The following is a 15,023-nucleotide window of genomic DNA, read 5'->3' on the forward strand; positions in this document are numbered from 1 at the left end:
GCTGCACGCGGCTGCGCGCGCCGGGTAAAATGGCGGGAGTCACCATCATGAGCCTTCCATGTCCCTGTACACCCTCGCCCGCCCGTTCCTGTTCTCCCTCGATGCCGAGACCGCCCACCACCTGACCCTGCCGCTGCTGCGCCGCGCCGCCTCGCTCGGCTTGAGCCGGCTGGGGGCCAGGCCCGCCCCGGACCCGCGCACCGTCATGGGGATCACCTTCCCGAACCCGGTTGGCCTGGCCGCCGGCCTGGACAAGGACGGCGCCTATATCGACGGCCTCGCCTCGCTCGGCTTCGGTTCGATCGAGATCGGTACCGTGACCCCGCGGCCCCAGGCCGGCAACCCGAAGCCGCGCATCTTCCGCTTGCCGCAGGCACAGGGCATCATCAACCGCATGGGCTTTAACAATGGCGGCGTGGATGCCTTCGTCGCCAACGTGCAGGCTTCGCGCTTTTATCAAGACAAGGCCGGCGTACTCGGCCTGAACATCGGCAAGAACGCCGACACCCCGATCGAACGCGCCGCCGACGATTACCTGCACTGCCTGCGCAAGGTCTATCCCTACGCCAGCTATGTGACGGTGAACATCTCGTCGCCGAACACCAAGAACCTGCGCCAGTTGCAGGGCGAATCCGAGCTCGATTCGCTGCTGGCCCAATTGAAACAGGAACAGCTGCGCCTGGCCGACCAGCACAAGCGCTATGTGCCAGTGACGCTCAAGATTGCACCGGACATCGACGCCGACCAGGTGCGCAATATTGCCGGCGCCCTGCTGCGCCACAGGATCGACGGCGTCATCGCCACCAACACCACCCTCAGCCGCACGGCAGTGCAAGGCATGCAGCACGGCGAGGAAAGCGGCGGCCTGTCGGGCGCACCGGTGTTCGAGCTATCGAACACCGTGATCCGGTTACTCAAGGCCGAGCTGGGCGACGCGCTGCCGATCATTGGCGTGGGCGGCATCATGCGCGGCGAGCATGCGCGCGCCAAGATCGATGCGGGCGCGCAGCTGGTGCAGCTCTATAGCGGCTTGATCTACGCCGGCCCGGCGCTGGTGCGCGAGTGCGCCGCCGCGCTGCGCCGCTAAGGACTGCCCCATGGACCGCAGGCAGCTGGGACAAAGCGATTTGATGGTAACCAAGGCCTGCCTGGGCAGCATGACCTTCGGCGAGCAAAATACCGAAAGCGAAGCGCATAGCCAGCTCGACTACGCGCTCGGGCGCGGCATCAATTTCATCGATACCGCCGAGATGTACCCGGTGATGGCCAGCGCCGCAACGCAAGGCGCGACCGAGCGCTACATCGGTAGCTGGCTCAAGAAAAGTGGCCGCCGTGGCGACGTCGTGCTGGCCACCAAGATCGCCGGCCCGAATGCCAATATGCCGTGGATCCGCGGCGCCCGCCACAACCTGGACGCCGCGAATATCCGCGCTGCCGTCGAGGCCAGCCTGCGCCGCCTGCAGACCGATTACATCGACCTGTACCAGGTTCACTGGCCAAGCCGCAACCTGCCGATTTTCGGGGCCAACAGTTTCAACCCGCAAGCCGAGCGCGCGGCCGTGCCGATCGAGGACACGCTGGGCGCGCTGGGCGAATTGGTCAAGGCCGGCACCATCCGTCACATCGGCATCTCGAACGAAAGCACCTGGGGTGTGTGCGAATACCTCAAGCAGGCGCAGGCGCGCGGACTGCCGCGCATCGCCACGGTGCAGAACTTGTACAACCTGACCGCGCGCGCCTTTGAAACCAGCTTGATGGACGAAACCTGCTATCGCGAAGGCGTCAGCCTGCTGGCCTATAGCCCGCTGGCCTTCGGGCAGCTCACTGCCAAATACCTCGACGACCCACAGGCGCGCGGTCGGCTGACGGTGTTTCCGCCAAACTGGAGCCCGCGCTATGTGCGGCCCGCCGTGCTGGCCGCTGCCGCCGAGTATGCGGCCCTGGCGCGTGCGCATGGCTTGCTGCCTTCGCAAATGGCGCTGGCATGGTGTTACTCGCGCTGGTTCGTAGGATCGACCATCATCGGCGCCACCAGTCTCGCGCAGCTGCAGGAAAATATCGATGCGATGGACCTGGTGCTGCCGCCAGAGGTAGTTAAAGGGATCGACGCGATCCATGCCCGCTACACGAATCCGGGGCAGTGATGGCGCGTGCGCGGATCGGGCCTGGCTTGCCGCCTAGATCCCCTCTCCCGCATCCACGAACACGTCGATACGGCGCGCCTTGAGCACCACCGTGTCGCCTTCCTTGAAACCCTGGCGCGAGAACAGATCGTTCGACATCACCGCTTCGATCAGCTGCTGGTTGTCGAGGCGCTCGAGATCGAGCTGGGCCAGCGGGCCGATGGCATGCGCGCGGCGCAGCCTGGCCACCACACCGCCGGCATCGACCGCGCCCGGGGTATAGCGTTCGACGTCGAGGTCGTGCGGGCGCACGTAGCCGATGCCCTTGCCGTTGCGGGCGCCCTCATGCCGGGGCAGGTCGAATTGCACCTCGCCGCTGGCCAGGACGCCGTCCTGTACGCGTCCATGGAACAGGTTGACGTTGCCAAGAAAGCCGTAGACGAAGGGCGAGGCCGGATGGTTGTAGACCGCGTCGGGCGTGCCGAGCTGCTCGATGCTTCCCTTGTTCATCAAGACCACCTGATCGGCCACTTCCAGTGCTTCTTCCTGGTCGTGGGTGACGAAGATCGAGGTCACGTGCAGGTCGTCGTGCAGGCGGCGCAGCCAGCGCCGCAGTTCCTTGCGCACCTTGGCGTCGAGCGCGCCGAAGGGTTCGTCGAGCAGCAGCACGCGCGGCTCCACCGCCAGGGCGCGCGCCAGCGCGATACGCTGGCGCTGGCCGCCTGAAAGCTGTGGTGGATAGCGGTCGGCGATCCAGTCGAGCTGCACCAGCTCGAGCAGCTGGCGCACCTTGTCGCGGATCTGCGATTCAGACGGGCGCTCCTTGCGCGGCTTGACGCGCAGGCCGAAAGCGACGTTCTCGAACACGGTCATGTGCTTGAACAGTGCGTAGTGCTGGAACACGAAGCCGACCTGGCGCTCGCGCACGTGGCGGTGCGAAGCATCCTCGCCGTCGAGCAGCACGGCGCCTGCATCCGGATGCTCCAGGCCCGCGATGATGCGCAGCAGCGTCGTCTTGCCGCAGCCCGAAGGCCCGAGCAAGGCGGTCAGCTGGCCATCCGGGAACTGGAGCGAGACGTCGTCGAGCGCGGTGAACTGGCCGAACTGCTTGCGGATGTGTTGAACTTCGATCGTCATGCTAGCGCTTCCTTTTGTCGTTCGTCGGCGGCGTTCTTGCGTGCCTGATGCAGGCGCCATTCGATAAAGCTCTTCACCGCCAGGGTCACCAGCGCGAGCAGGGCCAGCAGCGAGGCGATCGCGAACGCGGCCGTGAAGTTGTATTCGTTATAGAGGATCTCGACCTGCAGCGGCATGGTATTGGTCTCGCCGCGGATATGGCCCGACACCACCGACACCGCGCCGAACTCGCCCATCGCGCGCGCATTGCACAGGATGACGCCGTACAGCAGGCCCCACTTGATGTTGGGGAGCGTCACCCGCATGAAGGTCAACCAGCCGGAGGCCCCCAACACCAGCGCGGCTTCTTCTTCTTCGGTGCCCTGCTGCTGCATCAGCGGAATCAGTTCGCGCGCCACGAAGGGAAAGGTAATGAACACGGTGGCCAGTACGATGCCCGGCACCGCGAACAGGATCTTGATGTCGTGTTCCATCAGCCACTCACCGAACCAGCCCTGGGCGCCGAACATCAGTACGTAGATCAGGCCCGCGATCACCGGCGACACCGAGAACGGCAGGTCGATCAGGGTCAGCAGGATGCTTTTTCCGCGGAATTCAAACTTGGCGATGCACCACGCGGCCGCGACCCCGAACACCAGGTTCAGCGGCACCGAGATACCGGCCGCGATCAGGGTCAGCTTGATGGCCGACAGCGCATCGGGATCGGTGATCGACTCGATATAAGTACCCCAACCCTTCTTGAGCGCTTCGACGAAGACGGCCGCCAGCGGCACGAACAGGAACAGGGTCAGAAAGCCCAGGGCCACCGCGATCAAGAGATAGCGCACCCAGCTTGGCTCGAGCACATTGTTCGAAGATCTGCGCGCAGGCGCCGCTGCCTTGGACGGCGGGGTGATGTTGTCGATGACTGCGCTCATGATCGGCCCATCCCCTTGCCTGCCCGCCTGCGGGTCCAGGCCTGCAGCAGGTTAATCGTCAGCAGCAGGATAAACGAGATCAACAGCATGACCACCGCGATGGCGGTAGCGCCCGCGTAATCGTACTGCTCGAGTTTGGTGATGATGAACAGCGGCGTGATCTCGGAGACCATGGGCAGGTTGCCGGCGATGAAAATTACCGAGCCGTATTCGCCGGTGGCGCGCGCGAACGCCAGCGCGAAGCCGGTCAGCAGCGCTGGCGTGATGGTGGGCAGCACCACGCGGATAAAGGTCTGCACCGGCGACGCGCCCAGGCTGGCGGCCGCTTCTTCGAGTTCGCGCTCGGCTTCTTCCAGCACCGGCTGCACCGTGCGCACGACGAAAGGCAGGCCGATAAAGGTCAGTGCAACCAGCACCCCGAGTGGCGTGAAGGCGACCTTGATGCCGATCTTGGCCAGTTGTTCGCCAATCAGGCCGTTATGCGAATACAGGGCAGTAAGGGTGATGCCGGCCACCGCGGTCGGCAAGGCGAACGGCAGGTCGACCAGCGCGTCGATGATGCGCTTGCCCGGGAAGCTGTAGCGCACCAGCACCCAGGCGACGATGCCGCCGAAAATCACGTTGATGAATGCGGCGATCAGCGAGGTGCCGAAACTGAGGCGATACGACGCCATCACGCGCTCCGAGGTGACTGCGCTCCAGAATGCTTCCCAGGTCATCGTGAAGGTCTTGAGAAAGACCGCCGACAAGGGGATCAGCACGATCAGCGCCAGGTAGAACAGCGTGAAGCCGAGCGAAATCCCGAAGCCGGGAATGACCCGGCCCGGTGACTTGCGTGGCGGGGCGAGCGATGTCATGGAGGCCTTCACATATTCTTGAGGGCGCCATACTCCCACAGCGCCCCCGGATTACAAACGAAGCAATCCTTATTTGCATAGACAGTTCAGCTATTAGCTTGCACGCCCGGCTTACAGCACCAGCTTGGCGGCGACGCCCGTCAGGGTAGTGGCCAGCAAGGCGCGCAGGAAGCGTTCCGGCACCTTGCGCGCCAACATGGCGCCCAGCGTGATGCCCGGCACCGAGCCGATTAGCAAGGTGGCCAGCAGCACCCAGTCGATGGTGCCGAGCCACCAGTGGCCGGCGGCGGCGATGGCAGTTAGCGGCACCGCGTAGGCGATGTCGGTGCCTGCCACTTCTGCCGAACTCAGGTGCGGATACAGCAGGACCAGCAGCGTCGCGCCAATCGCCCCGGCGCCAATCGACGACACGGTCACAAGCACGCCAAGTACGGCGCCCGACACGATGGTGGCAACGATCAACTTTTTTCCATGCAACTGGCGCTCGGGATGGGCGCTCATCCAGCGCAGCATGCGCGTGCGCAACAGCAACGCGACCACGGTCAGCATCACGGAACCGGCAATGGCATAGCGAATGATCTGGCCGATCTGCTGGTCGAGCGTGCCGAACCGGCTCAGCGCCAGCGTGGTGAGCAGCGCCGCAGGCAAGGCCCCCAGGCACAGGTGGCGCACGATCGGCCACTGGACGGTTCGGTTGAAGCGGTGGGTAACCGTGCCGACGCCCTTGGTGATCGAGGCGAAGGCCAGATCGGTGCCGACCGCCACCGAAGGAGACACGCCAAACAGCAGCGTGAGCAGCGGCGTCATGAGCGACCCTCCGCCGACCCCGGTCATGCCGACCAGGAGGCCCACCGCGAAACCCGCCACCACATATGTCATCGACATGCCATTGCCCCCATTGATGACACAGCCTAAAGGGACTGAGCGGTAATGGGAACGACAGGTTTCTTATTTGCTTATGGTGAGCAGACGGTGGAGGGGGCGCTGCAGCAGCCCCCTACGGGCTTACTTGTTTGGCTGCGGTGTCAGGCGAAGATAAGGACGCGGCGAGGTATAGCCTTTTGGATACTTCTGTTCGATGACGGCAGGATCTTGCACGGTGAGCGGAATGATGACATCGTCGCCATCGCGCCAGTTGCCGGGCGTTGCAACCGTATAGGCATCGGTCAGCTGCAGGGCATCGATCACGCGCAGCACTTCATCGAAATTGCGGCCGGTACTCATCGGGTAGGTAATGGTCAGGCGAATTTTCTTGGCCGGATCGATCACGAACAGCGAACGCACGGTCGCCGTGGCCGAGGCCTCGGGGTGGATCATGTCATACAAGGCCGAGACCGAGCGGTCGGCGTCGGCAATGATAGGAAAACCAACCACGGTCTGCTGGGTTTCCTCGATGTCCTTGATCCAGTCGTGGTGCGAGCTGGCCGGGTCGACCGACAGGGCAATGGCCTTGACGTTGCGCTTGTCGAATTCCGGCTTGAGCTTGGCAGTCAGGCCCAGTTCGGTCGTGCAGACCGGGGTAAAGTCGGCCGGGTGCGAGAACAGCACTACCCAGGAATCGCCCGCCCACTCGTGGAAGCGGATCTTGCCGACACTGGAATCCTGCTCGAAGTCAGGGGCGGTATCGCCGAGGCGTAAGGTCATGATTAACTCTCCATGTTGATGGGACTGCAGGGGCAAAGCCTGGCCGTCGCGTCCAAGGCGCCAGACTGCCTAGTCTAGGGGAAGCGGGGGATTAAACAAACGACAAGTTTGTTATTTGCTTGTGCGCTGGTGCTGCTGAAGGATAGACAGGTCTTGCCAGAACCGCCTTGATCTTGCCACGGTCGAGAGCAGCGCCGCGCTACAGATAGCGGCTGTACAGCACCACCGCCCAGGTCGACACCGCCAGCAGCAGGGTCAGGGCAACGGCGGCGCTGCCCATGTCCTTGGCAACCTTTGACAAGGGGTGGCGGTCGAGCGAAATACGGTCGACGATGGCCTCGATGGCCGAGTTGATGATCTCGACGATCAGCACCAGCACCAGCACCCCGATCAGGGCCAGTTTCTGGATGCCCGACACCGGCAGCAGCAGCGCAAGCAGCGAAGCCAGGGCGATGACCACGATTTCCTGGCGGAAGGCAGCTTCGCTGCGCCAGGCCCAGGCGAGGCCATCGCAGGTGTTGCGGCAAGCTGCAAGCAGGCGCGCAATGCCGCGCTTGGTCTTGAATGGGCTGATCGGTTGCTCCATGGGCGGTAGACTGACGTGGTTGAACTTGTTAGATGAAACAGATCGAACTGGCATTATGCCGTGCAAGTTAGATATTGCACACCAAAGCCCGAGGGTTTGCATCAGCGTTTCACATCATGGTATAAAGAGCCAATACTGCACTGCATCAAGCACATGATGAAAATGGAAACACCCGAACTAGCCGCCGCGCCCGCCAAGACGTCGATCCAGGTGATCGAGCGCATGGTGGCGCTGCTCGACGCCCTGGCAGGCTATTCCGATCCAGTGAGCCTGAAGGAATTAGCCAAGGTCTCGGGTCTGCATCCGTCCACCGCCCACCGCATCCTGAACGACATGGTGGTGACGCGCTTCGTCGACCGGGTCGAGCCCGGCACCTACCGCCTCGGCATGCGCCTACTGGAACTGGGCAACGTGGTCAAGAGCCGCCTGTCGGTACGCGAAGCGGCGCTCGACTTCATGCGCGCATTGCACAAGAAAACCCAACAGACCGTGAACCTGTCGGTGCGCCAGGGCGACGAAATCGTTTATATCGACCGTGCGTTTTCGGAGCGTTCCGGCATGCAGGTGGTGCGCGCGATCGGCGGGCGCGCCCCGCTGCACCTGACCTCGACCGGCAAACTGTTCTTGTCGATCGACGATCCGAAGGGCGTGCGCGCCTACGCCACCCGCACCGGCCTGGCCGGGCACAACAAGAATTCGATCACCGACCTGGCGCGCCTGGAGCGCGAATTGAGCCTGGTACGCGCGCGCGGCTATGCGCGCGACAACGAAGAGCTGGAACTGGGTGTGCGCTGCATGGCCGCCGGCATCTTCGACGACGGCGGCAAGCTGGTGGCCGGGCTGTCGATTTCGGCGCCGGCCGACCGCCTTCAAGAGCAATGGCTGGAAGACCTGGTACAGACGGCATCGAGTATTTCGGGAACCCTCGGTTACCGCCCTATTCCGGCCCTGTAATCAATGCACTGCGGGCGCTACGCTGGCCGCGCTTATCACCGGGGGAACGACCGGGCCGCCCAGGGTGCCTGGCGCCAGCACGTCGATCTTGTCCGGAGACAGAGATTCAAGAAAGCGCCTGACCCGGCCCGCATCCGCGGTACGCGACATCTTTCCCTTGGAATCGAGGAACACCATGATCACGCTGCGGCCGTGGATGGCTGCCTGCATCACGAGGCAGCGGCCGGCCTCGTTGATGAAGCCGGTCTTTTGCAGGCCAATGTTCCAGTCGGGCAGCGCGACCAGGTAGTTGGTGTTCGCATAGCGCATTGCGCGGCCGCTGGCGTTGACGATGGAATTGGGCGTGGTCGAGTATTCGCGCAGCAGCGGCTCTCCATAGGCCTTGGCCACGAGCCGTGCCAGGTCGCGGGCGCTGGAGACATTGCGGCTCGACAGGCCGCTGGCGTCGACATAGCGCGTATCGCGCATGCCCAGTTCGCGCGCCTTGCCATTCATTGCAGCGATAAATGCGTCGGTTCCGCCCGGATAATGACGGCCTAGCGCCGAGGCCGCGCGGTTTTCCGAGCTCATCAGGGCAATGTGCAGTAGTTCGCGGCGCGTCATGCGCGTGCCGACCGGCAGGCGCGAGCTGGAATACTTGTGGCGATCGACGTCGGCATCGGTAATGCGCAGCACTTCTTCCAGGTCCTGGTTGGCCTGGACCACGACCAGGCCGGTCATGAGTTTGGTGATGGAAGCGATCGGCAGTGGCACGCCGGCATTTTTCTCGAACAGCACTTCAAGGCTGTCCTGGTCAAGCACCAGGGCGACATTCGAGCGCAGCGACAGTGCGTCGGCCGTGCCACCGAGGCCGGCTGCGTCGCCGGCGGTGCGTGGCGCATAGGCGGCCACGCGTGAGGTTGCCGCGCCGGCACGGCGCACCATCTGGTAAGTCACTTTGCGCTTGCCGCGCACCATTTCCACCCGGCGCACCATGCGTGCGCGGTTGTCGTTGGCAATGGCGTGGGCCAGGTCCTGGCGTTTGGCGCGCGCGCCCTTGCGCGCGACTTTCTTGCGCACCGTTTTTTTACTGACAGCAGCGCGCTGGGGTTTCTTCTTGGCGACCTGGCTTTTTTCGGCGCCCGCGCCCGTACCTGCACCTGTACCTGCGCCAGCTGCCTGGACTGGCTGAAACGCAAACAGCAGCGACACGATGGTGGCCAATGCAACTTTGAACATCCGGGAACCCTTCGACGCAAACTGATGAGGTACAAATGCAGTTTAGCCGAACGAGGCGCCATCGCAAGTGAAATGTGCGTTCCGTGCAGCAACACAACGGCTTGTCGTCGCCCGCTATCTACCTGCCGCGCGCCCTTATTCCATGAAGCGGGCGAAGCTGCTCGCCGGCTCGCGCTCGGTTACCAGGGAATTTTCGATTTTTCCCTGGTCGGCCCAGCCCAGCGCCATGCCGCAGACGACCATTTCATTGTCCGGCAAACGCAGTTGTTGCGCAATCACGCGATGGTATTGCGTGAACGCCGCTTGCGGGCAGGTGTCGAGACCCCGCGCGCGCGCCGCTACCATGATGTTTTGCAAGAACATGCCGTAGTCAAGCCATGAGCCCTGTTCCAGGATGCGGTCGATGGTAAAGATCAAGCCGACGGGCGCATCGAAGAAACCATAATTGCGCGCGTGCTGCGCGGCCATGCCCGCCTTGTTATCACGCGTCAGGCCAAGCAATGCATACAAGTCCCAACCGAGTTTGCGGCGCCGATCCACGAAGGGCGCTACCCATTCCCTCGGATAATAGGCATATTCCTCGGTATGCTCCCTGGCCTGCTCGGGGTCGGCGTTCACGGCCAGGATTGCATCGCACAGTTGCTGGCGGGCCTGTCCCGTCACCACCACAACCTTCCACGGCTGGATGTTGGTGCCGGAAGGCGCGCGCGCGGCCACCTCGAGGATGCGCTCGACGTCGGCGCGCTCTACCGGCTTGTCCAGAAAAGCGCGGATCGAACGGCGCGAGGTAATCGCCGCATCGACGGCTTCTTGCTGGGGGGTGTGGATCATCGTATTACCTTGTATTGAATGATCGCGTCGACCGGCCGCGGCTGCGCGTCGACAGCTTGAGAAAATGACAAGCGACTAGTCTAGCATGGCCTTTGCAGACGACTGGCCCGGCCGGGGCACCTGGATTTATTGCCATAGATCAAACATAAACGCTTGAAAATTCTTGCAATCAATGCATTTCAGAATTTTATGCACATCGGATGGTGCAGCGCATCAAATTCGCTTGACTCATTTGTCCACATGGGTGAAAATTCGTTCTGTTGCGGTGCACAAAAAAGAGTTTCGTCGTCATCAATCGAATAAAACCTGTCTCACCGGCCTGAGCAACATTTCATCCACTTGCACTTTTTGAATTCTGGAGATCCACATGTTTGCAATCCCTGAGCAGTTCTCGAACGCCACCAAATCCAACCTGGAAGCGCAATTCGCGCTGTTTTCCTCGCTGACCGCCAAGACCTTCGAAGGCATGGAGAAACTGGTCGAGCTCAACATCAACGCCGCCCGTACTTCGCTGGAAGCGTCGCAAAACGTCACCCGTCAGCTGATGGGCGCCAAAGACCCACAAGAATTCTTCTCGGTCACCGCTTCGCAAGCCCAGCCAACGGCTGAAAAGGCGATGTCGTACAGCCGCCAGCTGGCATCGATCGCCAGCGGCACCGGTGCCGAGTTCTCGAAAGTCGCCGAGACCCAGATCGTCGAAACCAACCGCAAGGTCATCGCACTGGTCGACGAAGTGAGCAAGAGCGCACCTGCCGGTTCGGAAAGCATCGTCGCTGCCGTCAAGACCGCGATCAGCAACGCCAACGCAGGCTACGAGCAGTTCAGCAAGACCAGCAAGCAGGCTGCCGAAGCCATCGAAAACAACGTCAGCGCCGCTGTCAATCAGTTTTCGGCTACCGCACGCAAGGCAACTGCTACCGCCACTGGCGCTGGCACTGCCGCCGCCTAAGCTGGGTAGCTTCAGCTAGAAAAGCCGGAACGGTGACGTTCCGGCTTTTTGCTTTTTACTTCTTGCTGTTCGGTGTCGCCGCTGCCGTCAGGCGGCGCGCCTTACTCCCCCAGATATGCCGCCCGCACCCGTGGGTCGTCCAGCATCTGCGCCGCATTGCCGGTCATCGTCACCAGCCCCGATTCCATGACATAGCCCCGGTGCGCCGCCTGCAGCGCCAGCCGGGCGTTCTGCTCTACCAGCAAGACCGTGATCCCCTGCTGCGACACGTCGCGAATGACCTCGAAGATCTTCTCGACCATGATCGGCGCCAGCCCCATCGACGGCTCATCCAGCAGCAGCAGGGTCGGATGGCTCATCAATGCGCGTGCCATTGCCAGCATCTGCTGCTCGCCGCCGGACAAGGTGCCGGCCAGCTGGCCCGAGCGTTCTTTCAGGCGCGGGAACACGCCGTACCACTTCTCGACGTCGAGCGCGATGCCGGCCTTGTCGTCGCGCGTAAAGGCCCCCATCAGCAGATTCTCGTGGATCGTCATGCGGGTGAACACGCCGCGTCCCTCCGGCACCATGGCCAGCTTCTGCTGCACCAAGCGAAATGGCGCGGTCCCCTTCAGCGACTTGCCCAGGTAGGTAATCTCGCCCTCGACCTTGCAGGGCGGGAGCGTGCCGGTGATCGCCTTGAGGGTGGTGGTCTTGCCGGCGCCGTTGGCACCGATCAGGGTTACCAGCTCGCCCTTGTTCACTTCGAGGTCGATGCCCTTGACCGCCTTGATGCCGCCGTAGGCAACCTTCAGGCCCGCCACTTTCAGGATGTTTTCGCTCATAGTCAATGGGCCCCGCCCAGGTAAGCCTTGATCACTGCCTCGTTCTTCTGGATCTCGGCCGGCACGCCTTCCGCGATCTGTTTGCCGTATTCCAGCACCGTCATGCGGTCGCACAGGCCCATCATCAGCTTGACGTCGTGCTCGATCAGCAGCACGGTCTTGCCCTGCGCCTTGATTTTCACCAGCAGGTCGCGCAGCCCCATTTTTTCGGTGGCGTTCATGCCCGCTGCCGGCTCGTCCAGCGCCAGCAGCTGCGGGTCGGTGGCCAGTGCGCGCGCGATTTCCAGGCGCCGCTGGTCGCCGTACGACAGGTATTTGGCGGTGCGGTTGGCGTATTCACCGATGCCCACGAACTCGAGCAGCTCCTGCGCGCGCACGCGGATCGCGGCTTCTTCCAGGCGCGCGGCCTTGTGCCGGAAGATCGCGCCAAACACTCCCTGGCGGGTGCGGACGTGGCGCCCCACCATGACGTTTTCCAGCGCGCTCATCTCGCCAAACAGGCGAATGTTCTGGAAGGTGCGCGCAATGCCAGCCCTGGCCACTTGGTGCGGGGCCGACGGCGAATACGGCTTGCCGCCCAACTCGAAGCTGCCGCTGTCGGGCTGGTACAGACCGGTAATCACGTTGAAGAAGGTGGTCTTGCCGGCGCCGTTCGGGCCGATCAGTCCATAGATCTGGCCACGTTCGATGCGGATGCCGACATCGGTCAGCGCCTGCAGGCCGCCGAAGCGCTTGTTCACGCCGGCGATGTTCAAGATCAGGTCGCTCATGGCGCGGCTCCTGCCTGTTCTTCACGGGCCAGCGCCGCATTCGGGCGCTCTTCCTTGTTCGGCGACGGCCACAGGCCGGCCGGGTTGATCAGCATGATCAGCACAAGCGCCAGGCCGTACAGCAGCTGGCGCAGCACCTCGGCCTCGATCAGCACGGTGCCGAACAGCGCCTGCTGGGCCGGCTCCACCACGTGGCGCAGCACTTCCGGCAGGGCCGCCAGCAGGACCCCACCCAATACCACGCCGGGAATATGCCCGATCCCGCCCAGCACCACCATCGCCAGCACCGCGATCGATTCGGTCAGCGAAAACGATTCCGGCGACACGAAGCCCTGGAAGGCGCCGAACATGGCGCCGGCCACGCCACCGAAGCTGGCGCCCATCGCAAAGGCCAGCAGCTTGACGTTGCGGGTATTGATGCCCATTGCCTTGGCCGCGATCTCGTCTTCGCGGATTGCCACCCAGGCCCGGCCCAGGCGCGAATGCTGCAGGCGGCTGGTAACGAAGATCGTCGCGATACACAGGAACAAAAACAAGAAATAGTAAGCGTTAACCGAGGGCATCGCGTAGCCGCCGATGAACACCGTGGCCTGCGAACCCGGCTCGCCGGCCAGCGACACCCCGAACACGCGGATCGGGTCGATCATGTTGATCCCCTGCGGCCCGTTGGTGAAGTTGATCGGGTCGTTCAGGTTGTTCATGAAGATACGGATGATCTCGCCAAATCCGAGCGTGACGATCGCCAGGTAGTCGCCGCGCAGCTTCAGGGTCGGGGCGCCGAGCAAGGCACCGGCCAGCCCGGCGACGATGCCCGCCAGCGGTACGATTGCCCACACCGACAGGTGGATGCCGTCTTGCGCGATCTCGGGCCCGAACAGGGCCACCAGCGCCTCGCCCAGCGCCGGCGAATAATAGAGGATCGATTCGAGCAGCGCCGCGAACTGCGGCGACGAGAACAGCCCGACCAGGTAGGCGCCCACCGCGAAGAAAGCGATATAGCCCAGGTCGAGCAGGCCGGCAAAGCCGACCACGATGTTCAGGCCCAGCGCCAGCATGATGTAGAGCAGCGCGATGTCGATGATGCGCACCCACGAGTTGCCGAACTGGGAAGCGACAAACGGAAAGACCAGCATCAGCGCCAGCACGGCCGCCATGCTCAGGCGCGCCTGGCGCGGCTTGTGCTGGAGGTCGAAAGTCAGGAGTGCCATGGTTCGTATCTCCTTGATGTCAGGCGCGGTCGGCCACGCGCTCGCCCATGATGCCGGACGGGCGCAGGGTCAGTACCAGGATCAGCACGACGAAGGCGAAGATGTCCTGGTAGTGGCTGCCCAGGAAACCGCCGGTCAGGTCGCCGATATAACCGGCGCCGAGCGCCTCGATGATTCCGAGCAGGATGCCGCCAATCATGGCGCCGTAAATGTTGCCGATCCCGCCCAGCACCGCGGCGCAAAAGGCTTTCAAGCCCGGCAGCACGCCCATGGTGAAGGTGATCGACGCGTAGTTCGCGCCCCACATGACCCCCGCGACCGCGGCCAGCGCGGCGCCGATCGCAAACGTGGCGACAATCACCCGGTTCGAATCCACGCCCATCAGGCCGGCCACGCGCGGGTTCTCGGCCACCGCGCGCATTGCGCGGCCCATCCGGGTGCGCTCGACCAGCAGCACCAGCGCCACCATGGCGAGCGCCGCCAGCACCAGCAGCAGCAGCTGGGTTTGCGAGATCAGCGCGCCGCCGATCTCGATCGGCTCGGGCGAGAGCAATTGCGGAAACGGCAGCGGACTACGGCCCCAGATCATCATGGCAAAGGTCTGCAGCAGGATCGATACGCCGATCGCCGTGATCAGGGGCGCCAGGCGCGGAGCGTTGCGCAGGCGCCGATAGGCCACCCGCTCGATCACGATATTGACCAGCATGGTCATGGGAATGGCGCCGAGGATGGCGATGGCCAGCTGCAGGTAGCCCGGCAGCCCGGGCAGGTAGGCATCCAACAGCTTCAGGATACTCAGGCCGACCATGGCGCCGATCATGAGCACATCGCCGTGGGCGAAATTGATCAGGTTGAGCACCCCGTACACCATGGTGTAGCCCAGGGCCACCAGGGCGTACATACTACCCAGTACCAGGCCGTTGAGTAACTGTTGGATGAAGGTTTCCATCTTGCGCTTTGCCTCTTTAGAACTAACAAAAAACGGCACTCCGGATTAACCCGCAG

16 protein-coding genes are annotated in these 15,023 nt (G+C 63.2%); 4 read left to right on the forward strand and 12 right to left on the reverse strand.

The genetic code is table 11. The features are described from left to right. The first annotated feature begins 58 nt into the window (after nt 1–58). Nucleotides 59–1,087 (forward strand): quinone-dependent dihydroorotate dehydrogenase, encoded by a 1,029-nt coding sequence (locus tag NRS07_RS15675; RefSeq protein ID WP_259208549.1) that lies wholly within the window; start codon nt 59–61, stop codon nt 1,085–1,087. A 10-nt stretch (nt 1,088–1,097) separates the two neighbouring features. Further along, nucleotides 1,098–2,144, forward strand: coding sequence for an aldo/keto reductase (locus NRS07_RS15680; protein WP_259208552.1), 1,047 nt, complete (start codon nt 1,098–1,100; stop codon nt 2,142–2,144). A gap of 33 nt (nt 2,145–2,177) precedes the next feature. On the opposite strand, the gene NRS07_RS15685 is transcribed toward NRS07_RS15680, so the two are convergent. The 6 genes from NRS07_RS15685 to NRS07_RS15710 form a co-directional block, all read right to left on the reverse strand. Further along, on the reverse strand, nt 2,178–3,260 hold the full coding sequence (locus tag NRS07_RS15685; RefSeq protein WP_259208554.1) for a sulfate/molybdate ABC transporter ATP-binding protein: 1,083 nt from the start codon (nt 3,258–3,260) through the stop codon (nt 2,178–2,180). Continuing rightward, nucleotides 3,257–4,177, reverse strand: coding sequence for a sulfate ABC transporter permease subunit CysW (gene cysW, locus NRS07_RS15690; protein WP_259208557.1), 921 nt, complete (start codon nt 4,175–4,177; stop codon nt 3,257–3,259). The genes NRS07_RS15685 and cysW overlap by 4 nt, the downstream gene beginning before the upstream one ends. Next, the gene (gene cysT / locus NRS07_RS15695) at nt 4,174–5,034 is read right to left on the reverse strand and encodes a sulfate ABC transporter permease subunit CysT (protein ID WP_259208559.1); all 861 of its coding nucleotides are present in this window, start codon (nt 5,032–5,034) and stop codon (nt 4,174–4,176) included. Before cysT ends, cysW begins: the two co-directional genes overlap by 4 nt. A gap of 111 nt (nt 5,035–5,145) precedes the next feature. Then, complete coding sequence (locus NRS07_RS15700) at nt 5,146–5,919, reverse strand: sulfite exporter TauE/SafE family protein (RefSeq protein WP_259208560.1); 774 nt, start codon at nt 5,917–5,919, stop codon at nt 5,146–5,148. 120 nt (nt 5,920–6,039) lie between these two features. Then, complete coding sequence (locus NRS07_RS15705; protein WP_259208563.1) at nt 6,040–6,678, reverse strand: peroxiredoxin; 639 nt, start codon at nt 6,676–6,678, stop codon at nt 6,040–6,042. 199 nt (nt 6,679–6,877) lie between these two features. Continuing rightward, entirely contained in the window at nt 6,878–7,264 is a 387-nt protein-coding gene (locus tag NRS07_RS15710; RefSeq protein WP_259208564.1) for a diacylglycerol kinase, read from the reverse strand. A gap of 156 nt (nt 7,265–7,420) precedes the next feature. Between NRS07_RS15710 and NRS07_RS15715 the strand changes: the two genes are divergently transcribed. Continuing rightward, nucleotides 7,421–8,218, forward strand: a complete 798-nt coding sequence (locus tag NRS07_RS15715; protein ID WP_259213288.1) for an IclR family transcriptional regulator — start codon at nt 7,421–7,423, stop codon at nt 8,216–8,218. On the opposite strand, the gene NRS07_RS15720 is transcribed toward NRS07_RS15715, so the two are convergent. Together NRS07_RS15720 and NRS07_RS15725 are read right to left on the reverse strand one after the other, a co-directional pair. Beyond that, complete coding sequence (locus tag NRS07_RS15720; protein WP_259208565.1) at nt 8,219–9,436, reverse strand: serine hydrolase; 1,218 nt, start codon at nt 9,434–9,436, stop codon at nt 8,219–8,221. Nucleotides 9,437–9,571: 135 nt separating this feature from the next. Further along, entirely contained in the window at nt 9,572–10,267 is a 696-nt protein-coding gene (locus NRS07_RS15725) for a nitroreductase (protein ID WP_259208567.1), read from the reverse strand. A gap of 367 nt (nt 10,268–10,634) precedes the next feature. Here NRS07_RS15725 and NRS07_RS15730 point away from each other — a divergent pair, with 367 nt between their 5' ends. After that, nucleotides 10,635–11,216: a phasin family protein gene (locus tag NRS07_RS15730; protein WP_259208568.1), complete on the forward strand. Its 582-nt coding sequence runs from the start codon at nt 10,635–10,637 to the stop codon at nt 11,214–11,216. Between the two features lie 101 nt (nt 11,217–11,317). Here NRS07_RS15730 and NRS07_RS15735 read toward each other — a convergent pair whose 3' ends face one another. From NRS07_RS15735 to NRS07_RS15750, 4 genes are read right to left on the reverse strand one after another with little or no spacing between them, the layout of a single operon-like run. Next, the gene (locus tag NRS07_RS15735; RefSeq protein ID WP_259208570.1) at nt 11,318–12,040 is read right to left on the reverse strand and encodes an ABC transporter ATP-binding protein; all 723 of its coding nucleotides are present in this window, start codon (nt 12,038–12,040) and stop codon (nt 11,318–11,320) included. A gap of 2 nt (nt 12,041–12,042) precedes the next feature. Further along, the gene (locus NRS07_RS15740; protein ID WP_259208571.1) at nt 12,043–12,810 is read right to left on the reverse strand and encodes an ABC transporter ATP-binding protein; all 768 of its coding nucleotides are present in this window, start codon (nt 12,808–12,810) and stop codon (nt 12,043–12,045) included. Then, on the reverse strand, nt 12,807–14,018 hold the full coding sequence (locus NRS07_RS15745) for an ABC transporter ATP-binding protein (protein WP_259208575.1): 1,212 nt from the start codon (nt 14,016–14,018) through the stop codon (nt 12,807–12,809). The genes NRS07_RS15740 and NRS07_RS15745 overlap by 4 nt, the downstream gene beginning before the upstream one ends. A 19-nt stretch (nt 14,019–14,037) precedes the next feature. Beyond that, nucleotides 14,038–14,967 (reverse strand): branched-chain amino acid ABC transporter permease, encoded by a 930-nt coding sequence (locus NRS07_RS15750; RefSeq protein ID WP_259208577.1) that lies wholly within the window; start codon nt 14,965–14,967, stop codon nt 14,038–14,040. Nucleotides 14,968–15,023 lie beyond the last annotated feature (56 nt).

This window comes from Massilia sp. H6, from assembly GCF_024802625.1.
GTDB lineage: Bacteria > Pseudomonadota > Gammaproteobacteria > Burkholderiales > Burkholderiaceae_D > Telluria.

Bases quoted from the DNA above. Each gene is read 5' to 3' on its own strand.
- NRS07_RS15750 (WP_259208577.1), bottom strand. From the start codon at position 14,967: ATGGAAACCTTCATCCAACAGTTACTCAACGGCCTGGTACTGGGTAGT.
- NRS07_RS15725 (WP_259208567.1), bottom strand. From the start codon at position 10,267: ATGATCCACACCCCCCAGCAAGAAGCCGTCGATGCGGCGATTACCTCG.
- cysT (WP_259208559.1), bottom strand. From the start codon at position 5,034: ATGACATCGCTCGCCCCGCCACGCAAGTCACCGGGCCGGGTCATTCCC.
- NRS07_RS15710 (WP_259208564.1), bottom strand. From the start codon at position 7,264: ATGGAGCAACCGATCAGCCCATTCAAGACCAAGCGCGGCATTGCGCGC.
- NRS07_RS15720 (WP_259208565.1), bottom strand. From the start codon at position 9,436: ATGTTCAAAGTTGCATTGGCCACCATCGTGTCGCTGCTGTTTGCGTTT.
- NRS07_RS15740 (WP_259208571.1), bottom strand. From the start codon at position 12,810: ATGAGCGACCTGATCTTGAACATCGCCGGCGTGAACAAGCGCTTCGGC.
- NRS07_RS15705 (WP_259208563.1), bottom strand. From the start codon at position 6,678: ATGACCTTACGCCTCGGCGATACCGCCCCTGACTTCGAGCAGGATTCC.
- cysW (WP_259208557.1), bottom strand. From the start codon at position 4,177: ATGAGCGCAGTCATCGACAACATCACCCCGCCGTCCAAGGCAGCGGCG.
- NRS07_RS15730 (WP_259208568.1), top strand. From the start codon at position 10,635: ATGTTTGCAATCCCTGAGCAGTTCTCGAACGCCACCAAATCCAACCTG.
- NRS07_RS15680 (WP_259208552.1), top strand. From the start codon at position 1,098: ATGGACCGCAGGCAGCTGGGACAAAGCGATTTGATGGTAACCAAGGCC.
- NRS07_RS15685 (WP_259208554.1), bottom strand. From the start codon at position 3,260: ATGACGATCGAAGTTCAACACATCCGCAAGCAGTTCGGCCAGTTCACC.
- NRS07_RS15715 (WP_259213288.1), top strand. From the start codon at position 7,421: ATGAAAATGGAAACACCCGAACTAGCCGCCGCGCCCGCCAAGACGTCG.
- NRS07_RS15675 (WP_259208549.1), top strand. From the start codon at position 59: ATGTCCCTGTACACCCTCGCCCGCCCGTTCCTGTTCTCCCTCGATGCC.
- NRS07_RS15745 (WP_259208575.1), bottom strand. From the start codon at position 14,018: ATGGCACTCCTGACTTTCGACCTCCAGCACAAGCCGCGCCAGGCGCGC.
- NRS07_RS15700 (WP_259208560.1), bottom strand. From the start codon at position 5,919: ATGTCGATGACATATGTGGTGGCGGGTTTCGCGGTGGGCCTCCTGGTC.
- NRS07_RS15735 (WP_259208570.1), bottom strand. From the start codon at position 12,040: ATGAGCGAAAACATCCTGAAAGTGGCGGGCCTGAAGGTTGCCTACGGC.